12 protein-coding genes are annotated in these 11,318 nt (G+C 33.8%); 1 reads left to right on the top strand and 11 read right to left on the bottom strand.

Annotated elements, in window-relative coordinates; genetic code table 11:
- Positions 1-532: 532 nt before the first annotated feature.
- The 5 genes from V7S50_RS26560 to V7S50_RS26540 form a co-directional block, all read right to left on the bottom strand.
- Positions 533-1,588 (bottom strand): LLM class flavin-dependent oxidoreductase, encoded by a 1,056-nt coding sequence (locus V7S50_RS26560; RefSeq protein WP_242251544.1) that lies wholly within the window; start codon positions 1,586-1,588, stop codon positions 533-535.
- A 118-nt stretch (positions 1,589-1,706) separates the two neighbouring features.
- Positions 1,707-2,150 carry a MarR family winged helix-turn-helix transcriptional regulator gene (locus tag V7S50_RS26555; protein WP_001205517.1) on the bottom strand — a complete coding sequence of 148 codons (444 nt, stop codon included), beginning with the start codon at positions 2,148-2,150 and terminating at the stop codon, positions 1,707-1,709.
- Positions 2,151-2,304: 154 nt separating this feature from the next.
- Positions 2,305-2,628 (bottom strand): carboxymuconolactone decarboxylase family protein, encoded by a 324-nt coding sequence (locus V7S50_RS26550; protein WP_242251543.1) that lies wholly within the window; start codon positions 2,626-2,628, stop codon positions 2,305-2,307.
- Positions 2,625-3,020 (bottom strand): tautomerase family protein, encoded by a 396-nt coding sequence (locus V7S50_RS26545; RefSeq protein WP_242251542.1) that lies wholly within the window; start codon positions 3,018-3,020, stop codon positions 2,625-2,627. Before V7S50_RS26545 ends, V7S50_RS26550 begins: the two co-directional genes overlap by 4 nt.
- A gap of 42 nt (positions 3,021-3,062) precedes the next feature.
- Positions 3,063-3,602 (bottom strand): DUF4865 family protein, encoded by a 540-nt coding sequence (locus tag V7S50_RS26540; RefSeq protein ID WP_242251541.1) that lies wholly within the window; start codon positions 3,600-3,602, stop codon positions 3,063-3,065.
- A gap of 120 nt (positions 3,603-3,722) precedes the next feature.
- On the opposite strand from V7S50_RS26540, the gene V7S50_RS26535 reads away from it, so the two are divergent.
- Positions 3,723-4,511 (top strand): LysR family transcriptional regulator, encoded by a 789-nt coding sequence (locus tag V7S50_RS26535; RefSeq protein ID WP_242251540.1) that lies wholly within the window; start codon positions 3,723-3,725, stop codon positions 4,509-4,511.
- 97 nt (positions 4,512-4,608) lie between these two features.
- Here V7S50_RS26535 and V7S50_RS26530 read toward each other — a convergent pair whose 3' ends face one another.
- From V7S50_RS26530 to V7S50_RS26505, 6 genes are all read right to left on the bottom strand, one after another.
- Positions 4,609-5,562, bottom strand: a complete 954-nt coding sequence (locus V7S50_RS26530) for a branched-chain amino acid ABC transporter permease (RefSeq protein ID WP_242251917.1) — start codon at positions 5,560-5,562, stop codon at positions 4,609-4,611.
- Between the two features lie 49 nt (positions 5,563-5,611).
- On the bottom strand, positions 5,612-6,472 hold the full coding sequence (locus V7S50_RS26525) for a branched-chain amino acid ABC transporter permease (protein WP_075309957.1): 861 nt from the start codon (positions 6,470-6,472) through the stop codon (positions 5,612-5,614).
- Positions 6,473-6,493: 21 nt separating this feature from the next.
- Positions 6,494-7,195 carry a branched-chain amino acid ABC transporter ATP-binding protein gene (locus V7S50_RS26520; RefSeq protein ID WP_242251538.1) on the bottom strand — a complete coding sequence of 234 codons (702 nt, stop codon included), beginning with the start codon at positions 7,193-7,195 and terminating at the stop codon, positions 6,494-6,496.
- Entirely contained in the window at positions 7,173-7,946 is a 774-nt protein-coding gene (locus tag V7S50_RS26515; RefSeq protein ID WP_242251536.1) for an ABC transporter ATP-binding protein, read from the bottom strand. The genes V7S50_RS26520 and V7S50_RS26515 overlap by 23 nt, the downstream gene beginning before the upstream one ends.
- 90 nt (positions 7,947-8,036) lie before the next feature.
- Positions 8,037-9,254: a substrate-binding domain-containing protein gene (locus V7S50_RS26510; protein ID WP_242251534.1), complete on the bottom strand. Its 1,218-nt coding sequence runs from the start codon at positions 9,252-9,254 to the stop codon at positions 8,037-8,039.
- Positions 9,255-9,488: 234 nt separating this feature from the next.
- The gene (locus tag V7S50_RS26505) at positions 9,489-11,285 is read right to left on the bottom strand and encodes a 6-bladed beta-propeller (RefSeq protein WP_242251915.1); all 1,797 of its coding nucleotides are present in this window, start codon (positions 11,283-11,285) and stop codon (positions 9,489-9,491) included.
- Between the last annotated feature and the right edge of the window lie 33 nt (positions 11,286-11,318).

Genomic DNA, 11,318 nt, shown 5'->3' with positions numbered 1-11,318 from the left:
GAAAGATAAATTTGTTTATGTACTTTTAGAAAATATAAATTTTCAGTTTTTGAGATAATTACAAAAGAACTTTTTCATAAAATTTACCTTTTCACTATTTCAGTAGTGTTTTATCCGTTAATCGAATTGTATAATATACCTGCATAGTAAATTCAGCTGATTTTTGACGTATTATTGACATCATTTTGTCTGAAATATGTCTTTTGGTATTTTTTTGAATTAGATTTTTCTCATTAATAAAATGTGTTTTTTTAATATAAGACTTACTTTCATATCAATAAAATAATCATATTTCTCTTCATGCGCTTGACTTTCACCCTAAAAAATGTCCTCTGAAACAAATAGAAAATCAATTGTTTTTTGTCAAGAGAAAAATGTATTCCCAAAATTCAAATACAATATAATGTTATTCAAAAATAGAAAACCCTCCCCTCTTCCTAGACCTGAAAATTCATTTTTTTGTCATTTTTCCAAACTAAATTAATACATAAAAAAATACCGAGAATCGATTAGACTCTCGGTATTTTTTATATTATTTTGCTGTATGTTTTCTAACAGCCGGTAAAATTTCAGTAGCAATTAATTCGATATTTTTCTCAATTTGATTAAGTGGTACACCACCAAAATCAATTTGTGCCATAAAACGTTGTTGTCCAAACAATTCATATTGGTAAAGCATTTTTTCAATAATTTGTTGCGGGCTACCAACCATTAATGCGTCACGGTAATCTACTGCATTTGTAAATTGTTCTTTCGGATACCCACCACCGCGTAGTGTAAGCATACCAGCATTAATATGAGGATAGTATTCGCTAAATGCATCTTGTGAATTTTTTGCTGTATAAAATAAACTTGTAGTTGCAACTGGTAAGCTTGCTGGATCAAATCCACTTTGCTCAGCAGCCTCACGGTAAGCATCTACTGATCCTTTAAAGTTAATAGCTGGACCACCTAGTGTTGTTATCATCATTGGTACACCCGCGCGTCCTGCTTTAATTGCACTAGCTGGCGGGCCACCAACTGCACGCCAAATTGGTAAGTTATTATTTTTAGCTCTTGGAATAACCGATGCGTGTGCAAGCGGTGCTCTGAACTGTCCATTCCATGTTACATGTTCCTCTTTATTAATTTTTAATAAAAGATCCATCTTCTCTTCAAATAACTCTTCATAATCATTTACATCATAACCAAGTAAACTATATCCCCCAATACGCGATCCACGACCAGCTACGATTTCTGCACGTCCATTAGAAATCAAGTCAATTGTAGCAAAGTCCTCATATACTCGTACCGGATCAGAAGTACTTATTATCGTTGCTGAACTTGCAATTTTTATATTTTTCGTAGCTTGTGCAATAGCTCCTAAAATAACTGTATGAGCTTGCGTTGTAAAATGCGTTTGATGACTTTCACCGACAGCAAATACATCAAGTCCAGCTTCATCCGCTAACTTAGCTGTTTCAATTAATTCATGAATTCTTTGTTCTGCACTAATTTTCTCTCCATTATGCGGATTTAAAACGTGATCCCCAATTGAATATAATCCAAACTCCATTCCTTTACTTGTATCCATACGGTATTTTTCCATAATTACTCTCTCCTTTAATGATGCCCTATTAGTTTCTCTTCTAAAAACGTTGGTAATTCAAATGTTTCTCTATTACTTACAACATCACTTGATTAGTCAATTGATGTTGTAAAAAAAATTACTCTTGCGGTAATTCTTTTTTTTCACTATGCTTATGAACTTTCGTCATTAGCTCGTATAATATTTTCTGCTCTTCTTCATTTAATACATCATCAAAAAACGAAGATTGAAATGCAAGTTGCTCTGGCAATGCTTTCTCTAAGGCCGCTTCTCCTTGCTCTGTAAGACTAATTGTTTTCGTTTTCCAATCTTGTTTTCGTACAATATATCCTTCTTTTTCAAGACGAGTTAACATTCTAGAAATACCGCCTTGTGTAACAGTTACCTTTTCAGCTAACTCCATTTGTGTTAGCGGCTGATACGTACGTATTTGCAAAAGCACATCAAATTGAGCTGTCGTTAAATCAAAACGTTTTAAAAACTCATTTGACATCTGATTACTTTGGTTCGTAAATCGTATTAAACGTAACCATATTAATGATCCAATCGTATTATCACGCATCTTTGATCACTTCCTATCGTGAATCTTATTATCACTTTACTACGCAAGTGATAAAAAAGCAAGGAAAAATGCAAAAAAATATTGCAATAGAGTTTTGCATAAATAAAGATAAGAAAGAATTCATATAAACATGAATTCTTTCTTATCTTTATACTTAACTTTTCATTTCATTCATTGCTAGATTTAAAGCTGCCACAGCTTTTGGCCAACCAACGTAAAAAGCCATATGTGTTATTAATGTAACCAATTCATTCTCCATAATCCCATTTTGTTTAGCTAACTTCAAGTGAAATGGTAATTGTTCTGTATTACCGAGACTGATTAGTGCCGACACAGTACATAAACTTCTTTCTCTTAATGTTAAAGTAGCATCACGCCACACTTCCTCAAACAATATCTTTTCACTATACTGAGCAAATGCAGGTGCTATTTCTCTCATTTTCTTTTGAATATAAAATTCAATTGGTTCATTCATCATTTTGCTCCCTTCATTTTTACCAGTTGTGCCATCCCTTGACCAAATGACCAATTTTCAGCAACTGTCTCATTTAGTGTAATAAAAACGTCGGAACATTCCGAAATCTTTAAGGATACAGATTGATACAAACTTTTTTTCTGTTGCACTGTTCTTCCAGGTCCACATGTAATAGAAACATAAATCATATTCTCTGTTCTCTTTTCTCCTCTTTCCAACAAATAATATGGATTATATAAAAATTGATTTTTTTGATAAGGTAAAAACATTTGAAAGTAATCATTTTCAGGGATGTTAAAATGTTCAATTAATGAAAGATGGATACATTCACCTATCTTTTTCAACCCTTCTTTATTTAATATGTTTTCAGGATAATGAATATTCACAAAGGGCATAGATTTTCATTCCTTTTCTTATTTTTAATTTGGAACCAAATTTTATCGTGAAATGTGTAAAATCTCATATATTGTAACACCCTTATTCGCTGTAATGTTAGGCTTCTCTTCATAAAAATTAAACTGACTATATCCCCACTTATCTGGATTATATACTTTTACATTACCTAAACAATTTTCTACATTTTGATCCATAATGGTAGATTGAGTCCCAATCAATGATTCACTTTGAGAAATACTTCCTTCATATTCAACAACATATCTACATTTCTTAAAATCATCCTTTACATTGACAACTAATGGAACGCCTATATTTATTTGTTGCCACCCAAACGATTGTAAAATATTATCGTAATACCCTTCAAATATGAATTTATTCATCCCTTCATGACCATTCCAAATATATAAAGGTGCATAACAGTTATAGAAATTCCCGTCCTTACCTGCCTCAGTAATTAAATAGGCTTTAAAATTTAGGTCTTGAAAACCATCAGTTTTATGCCCATTTTCCTTTACCCTATTTCTAATACTCTCCATATCATAATCTTTCGGCAAAATGACCTTATATTGCATTCCAATCATGTTTATCACTCACTTTCTATCCTATATACATAATGATAAAGCGATGACTGACTAACGTAAAATAGGTATAACTTATGCTTGGTATCATTTATAATGATATCGTATAAGGAGCTGTGATAAATGGAAATAAATGATCTTATTATATTCAAAACTGTAGCTAGCGAAGGTTCTATTAGTAAAGCTGCGAAAGAGTTAGGATATGTTCAACCAAACGTAACTGAGCGAATCAAAAAATTAGAACTAGAATTAGAAACACCTTTACTACATAGAGATAACAAAGGCGTTTCGTTGTTACCTTCTGGTGACATTTTACTAGACTACACAAATCAAATATTAACGCTAGTAGAAGAAGCGAAAGATAAAATTAAAATGTGTGGTTCTTCTTATATAATCGCGACGTCACAATCGATTTTGACTAATTATTTAAGTAAGCGCATTAAAGAAAATTTCAGGAATTATCAAATATATGTAGAAAATAGTAGTCATTTGCAAAAATTACTGCAGCAACAAAAAGTTGATATGGTCATTACTTATGAGGATTACTCGGACACAGCGTTTAAAAAAGTATTTTCCACTTCAATTTCTATAGGTTTATTAAAAGCGAAAGAAAAGTGTACAGTTGACTATTCAAAGGAACTCTTCTTCGTTAGCAATGACAAAAAGTGCCCTTTTAGAAATAAGACTATACAATTTCTAAAAGAAAATAATCTATCTCAGCATCAACTTCAACAATTAGATTCTTATTCACTCATTGAAGATTTTATAAACGATGGCAACGGAATAGCCTTTTTACCGATTAGAAATGATAAATTGGAACCAATTGAAGATGTTCCAGTTGAGAAATTAGCTGTTCATTTCTTTACGAATCAAAACTCTTTAAAACAAATCCCTGATGAACTATTTGATTAATAGAATAGCTATCAAACTAACTAATTACATACACCAATAAAAATCCCTCCTTTACGAATCTAAAAGAGGGATTTTCATATTTTATGCAATCGATTTTTCAAACGTTTTGCTCCACTTCTGCACTTTTCTCCTTCTTACTCCGTTTCATATTCTTCAACCGCTTAACCGAGCCAACTAATCCTTTCGGAAAAGCTAGCAATACGATAATGTACAATAAACCAAGAATAATCGTCCATCGTTCAAAAATCGGATACTCTGTAGCTAGTTCTGATAAATAATATTTCAGTGATTCAATAATTCCAGCCCCAGCAATTGCCCCTATTAACGTTCCCACACCTCCAATCATTGTCATCAATAATGCATTTAATGTCATTTCAATTGAAAATACAGTTGTATTAACAAAGCGCAGTGTAATAACAAATAAACCACCGCTAATTGCAGCTACTACTCCTGCAACAATACTAGCAATAATTTTATAATGAAGAACTTTATATCCTAATGCTTCAACACGTTGCTCATTTTGCGAAATTGCCTTTAATACTTTTCCAATAGAAGATTTTGTGAAAAGACGTAACAGAATAAAAATGACAATTAAACATATAAGTGTTACATAATAAAACGTAAAACGATCACGGAATAAGTCTGGTACACCAAATGTAAAACCATCCCCTCCGTGAGTGAGCCCACGCCATTTTTCAGCAAGTACGAAAAACAACTGTGAAATAGCAAGTGTTAACATTGCATAAAAATGACTTTTCAGCCGTAAAGAAAGCAAACCGATTATATAACTAACAATTGCTGAAATGATAATTGCAGCTACTATCCCTGTTAAAAAGTTCGTTATGGATACTCCTTGCCGATCAAATAAAAGTGCTACTCCATATGCTCCTATACCAAAGAACATACAATGGCCGAACGATACAATTCCGGTATATCCAAGCAATACATCAAAACTCATTGCAAAAATAGCAAAGATGAAGATTTGAGTGAACAAAATTAACAAGCTCCGTGAATCATTTACGAATGGAAATACACTTAAACAAATGAGCATACATACTCCGAAGTATACTTTAATTCGATTTGATGTGCTGTTCACCATTTCACCCCTTTTCACCAACAAGTCCATTTGGCTTCACTATTAAGAAAAATAGTAACATTAACATATTGATTGCAAGTGATAAATCCGGTATAAAATACGCTGTAAAAGCACCAGCTAATCCGACAATTAAAGAAGCGATTGCTGAACCTTGTACGCTTCCTAATCCTCCAATGATTACTACTATGAAAGCTAAAATCGCATACTGCATACCCATTTCGGCGAAAATAACACCTGAATACGGTGCTAATAAGAAACCTCCCAACGCTGCCATCCCTGCTCCTAATAAAAAGACGAAAGAAAATATCGCTTTTACGTTAATACCGAGCGCTTGAACCATCTCTTTATCTATTACACCTGCGCGTATCATAAGACCTATCTTTGTTTTTTTGAGCAATACTAGTAAGGCAACGTAAATAATAATCCCAATTAAAATAACAAATAGACGATATTTAATTAATATAACGCCTTCGAATGTAAAACTTCCTTGTAGCCATAACGGTAACTTTGCCCCAATTGGATTTGGTCCCCAAAATACTTTAATACATTCACTAAGTACAAGCATTCCTCCAAGCGTCACAAGAAGCTGGCGAACATGATTTCCATATACTGGTCTAATAAGAAATCTTTCTAAAATGAATCCAAGAAACATCCCCATAGCAATTGCTCCAATTAACGCTAATACGTAACTACCTGTCATATTAAATAGCCAAACACCTGTAAACGCTCCCCATGCAAATAAACCACCATGTGCAAAGTTTAGAACACTCATTAAACCGAAAATAAGTGAAAGACCTGATGCTAATAAAAAAATGAGCATCCCTGTTGAAATCCCATTTACAAATAAATTGATTAACACATCCATCCTTCTCACCCCGGATTCATGTTAAGAGATTCCTAAATATTTGTGACACATTTCCTTATCCTCTTTTAATTCATGCATAAAACCGTTATGAACAATTCTTCCGTTATCCATAATATAAAAGTAATCACCAATTTGACTAGCCATCATAAAATTTTGTTCAACGAGTAAAACTGTTGTTTTCTCCTTCATTTTCAAAATAGCTATCATTAACTTTTCTATCATAATGGGGGACAAGCCTTTACTCGGCTCATCAATAAGTAATAAACCATCACTATTAATAAATGCTCTTGAAATTGCTAGCATTTGCTTTTGTCCTCCGCTTAATAGTCCGCTTTTTTTATGCCAAAACTGCTTTAAATCTGAAAATAGTTCAAGCATCCACTCAATTTTCTCTTCCGCTTCTTTGCCCTTCCCTCTGGCAAGAGCGAATGTTTCTTCTACTGTCAGATCGTGAAAAATACCTTGATTTTCTGGTACATACCCTATTCCTTTTCTTGAAATTAAATGTGTAGATAGTCCATTTACTTGTGCACTATCATAATAAATTTCACCCTGTGCGATATGATGAAATCCCATAACCGAACGTAATGTCGTAGTCTTCCCTGCCCCATTTCTTCCAAACAGTACAGTAATCGTTCCTTTTTCAACAGCAAGAGATACCCCTTGTAAAATATGAAACTGATCTAAATACGTCTCTATATTATTCACTTGTAATAGTGCCACTATATAATCCTCCTAAATAAGCACTTTGTACACGCTCATCTTTCATAATTTCTTCGGGCAAACCTTCAGCCAATAACTCTCCATGGAATAAAACGATAAGATGGTCTGACAAACCTAGTACCATATCCATTTTGTGTTCAATAAGTACAATTGTACTCTCTGGATGTTTCTTAATGTTTTCAATCACTTGTAAAATAGCCGGTACCTCTTCAACTGATATACCTGCCGTCGGCTCATCAAGTAGTAACACATCCGTTTTCAAAGCTAATAACATCGCAAGCTCTAACTTTCGTTTTTCTCCATGCGCTAAATCTTTCGCTAATACATGTTCTTTCTCCTGAAGTAATACTGTTTTTAAGAAACGTCTCGCCTCTCCAACTTGTTGCTTAAATTTTGCCGAACTCGGAAAAAAACTATAGTAATCTTGCACGAATGATTGAACACTTAAACGAACATTTTCAAGTACCGTTAACTCCGGGAATATATTTGTAAGTTGAAAAGAACGACCAATTCCTAATCGAGTTCGATCTGAAATTGATAACTTTGTAATCTCTTGTCCTTTAAAATATACTTCACCCTTTGTTGGAGAAATTTGTCCACTTAGTAAATTAAATAACGTTGTCTTTCCTGCACCATTTGGTCCAATAATGGAAATGAGCTTTCCTTTTTGTACTGTTAAATTCACATTTTTAATAACATGATGCTCACCAAAAGATACGCTAAGATTTTTCGTTTCTAGCAAATGTGTCACGAAATCCCTCCCTATAAAGCTTTAAGTATGAAAGAAATACGTATAAAGAGGGTGTGCCCCTCTTTATACAAAAACAACAGAAAATTCAGTCTACTTATTTTGAACTGGTGGTTCTGTCTCTTTCATCGTTAATTCTCGCTCTAATACTGGCACTGGATAATCAACACCATCCTGCTTTTTCAATGTGATAGAATACAGTGTCTGCATCGCTTGGTGATCTTTTTCTCTAAACTTCATCTTTCCTTTCGGTGTATCAAATTCCATTCCTTCCATTTTCTTAATTAATGTATCTACATCTGTATCACCTTTTGTTTTCTTTAAAGCTTCTACAATTGAAATTGCCGCTGACATTCCTCCTGCTGTAAATAAATCTGGCACCGCACCATTAAATCGTTTTTTATGTTCTTCCACTAACCAATCATTCACCTTATTTTTCGGGAGTGTATGATAATAAACAGAAAAACCTTGCATTCCTACTAACGCATCCATCGTTTTTAATGCCGGTATATCTGGTGCACCTGTAGAAATTTTAATACCTTGCGCTTCCACATTCATATCTTTTAACTGTTTCCAAGGTGAGTTTGCCCCTGCCCAAACGATAAATAAATAATCTGGTTTTGAGCTAATGATATTTTGAATATTTGCAGTGAAGTCAGTCGAATTTGTATCTGCGTATTGCTCGTTTACAATATTTGCCCCTAATTTCTTCGCTCCAGCTTTAAATGCCGCAATCCCCTCACGGCCGTAAGCATTATCTTGTGCTAACGTTGCTATTTTCACATCTTTTTTTGCAATTGCTGCAGCACCAGCGACTGCATCTTGAGATGAATTTCTACCTGTTCTAAAAATATATTTATTCCAGTTCTTTCCGGTAATACTATCCGCCACTGCTGGTTCTACAACCATTATTTTTTCGTACTCTTCAGCTAATGGTAAAACCGCTAATGTATCACTTGAACTAGACGATCCGACTAAAAAATCAACTTTCTCTTCTTCTAATAATTTCGTAGCTTTTTTAACTGCTACATCAGCTTTTGTTTCCGTATCTTCTACAACAAACTTAATCTTCTTCCCTTCCACTTTCCCGGTTCCAGCCGTTGCATAGTCTAACCCTAATTCAAATCCGTTCACTGTTTGTTTTCCATATGATTCTAATGGGCCTGTTAATGAAGCAAGAACCCCTACCTTAATCGTCTTTTCATCCTCTGTACTTGTTTTCTTTCCTGAACAAGCTGCCGTTATGAATAACGAACTTAAAACACAACCAGTAGCCATCATTCTTAGCCATTTACGTTTTTTCATCGACATTGTGATCCTCCCCATACTTTTCTTTCTGATAGAGTCAAACACGCCAAAGTTATCCACCCGTAATTATGACTTTTTCTTCAAATAATATAGACAAGATTGTTAGCATAAATGTATCTTCTCCGCTTTCCATTAAACCCCTTTACAATTTGATATAAATATTTTATTCCTACATATTCCGCACTCCCACTCTATTAAACTTCTATCCTTTCTAACAAGTGTTTTGAGTCTCCAATATTAATTAGCTTTCTTAAAAAATTGAATTCTTTGGAGTAAACCATCTGTAATAATTATATTTCCTTGGCTATCTACATCTATTCCTTGTGGTGAGAAAAACTGTCCTGACATACCATTAAAACTTCCAAAAGACTCTAAAAAATCCCCATTTTCATTATAAATATTCACACGATTATTAGAAGCATCTGTGACATAAACCGTATTATTTATATCGATTTCAATCCCTATTGGCAAAAAAAGATCTCCTGGACCCTCTCTCCAATTTTCTAGTGGATCTAAGTTTCCAGCCCCATGATTTGTACCCCATTTTGTAATAAATTTACCCTCATTATCAAATTTTTGAATCCTATTATTAATCCGATCAACAACATAAACATTATCTTTTGAATCAATTGCTAATTGCATAGGTTGAAAAAACTCTGCCTCTCCACTTCCCTTTCTCCCCCATTCTTTCATATATACAAAGAATGGATTGAATTTTTGAATACGATGATTTTCTGCATCAGCTATAAATATGTTTCCTTTACTATCAATTGCTATTCCAGATGGAAATTGAAAAAAACCTGGTAATACTCCAAATGAGCCATATGAAGCAAGCACTATTCCTGAATTAGTGAATTTTTGGATGCGATGATTTACAGAATCAGATACATACACATTATTGTAACGATCCGTTGCAATTTGTCTTGGAACAAAAAATTGCCCTGGAAGACTTCCAAACCCAAGTGGCCCACCAATACCAAATAAACTTCCCCACTTCCCAACAATCTTCCCAGATATATCATATTTCAATATTCGATGATTAAAGGAATCAGATACAAAAACATTTCCATTCTTGTCTCTTTCAACATCATAAGGTCCTGCATATTGTGTATTTCCATTCCTTTCATTACCTATGGTTTTCTTCATTACCGCTGTTAGGCCTACCTCATTATATAAAAGCACACGATTATTTCCCGTATCCGTTATATAGATATTCCCTTTACCATCCGGAAGAACTTGATTAGGATAAACAAACTGTGGAAAGTTACCTACTGTATATAAAAATTGATCTTTATTTGTAAATTTCATTATCCGATTGTTATACGTATCTGCTACATATAGCGATCCAGATGTTGAGTCAAAATTTATTCCTCTTGGATGGTAGAATTGATATGGACCTAATCCTGCAATTCCTGTTCCAATTACTCGCTGAAACTCTCCTTTTTTATCAAACACTTGAATACGATTGTTATATGTGTCTGCAATATAGACCTCGTCTTGTTTATTTATCGCGATTCCTTGTGGTAAAGCCATTTTTCCATTCGCCTTTCCATAACTCCCTATTGTTTGAATAAACTGCCCATCTGGGCTATATTTTTGAATACGATGATTGTATTCATCCGTAATATAGTAATTGTTATCGCTATCTACTGCAATTTCCCTAGGAAACGAGAACTGCTCACTTCCTTTACCTTTCCTACCCCAACTTTTAATAAATTGAAACTCCTCATTAAATTTTTGAATACGATAATTCGCTGTATCCGCAACTAAAATATTACTTTCTTTATCAACAGCAATACCAAATGGCATATTAAACTGTCCCGGACCTTCACCTAAAGTTCCTATAGCATCAACAACTTCTCCATTCTTATCTATTTTCAAAATTCTATTATTCCCCATATCAACAACATACAAAAATCCTTTTGCATCCCTTGCCATCGCCACTGGTGTCCTTAATAACTTAAAAGTATCTAGCTCACTCCCCCATGATTTCACATATTTTACAGCAGAGGCACTTCCTAAAGAAGCAAATATCCCTAGACTCACAGTAACAATGAAAAAACAACA

Origin of the sequence: Bacillus sp. CCNWLW194 (assembly GCF_037120585.1) — a bacterium.
GTDB classification, from domain to species: Bacteria; Bacillota; Bacilli; order Bacillales; family Bacillaceae_G; genus Bacillus_A; species Bacillus_A basilensis.
This window is presented reverse-complemented; position numbering and strand designations above follow the sequence as displayed.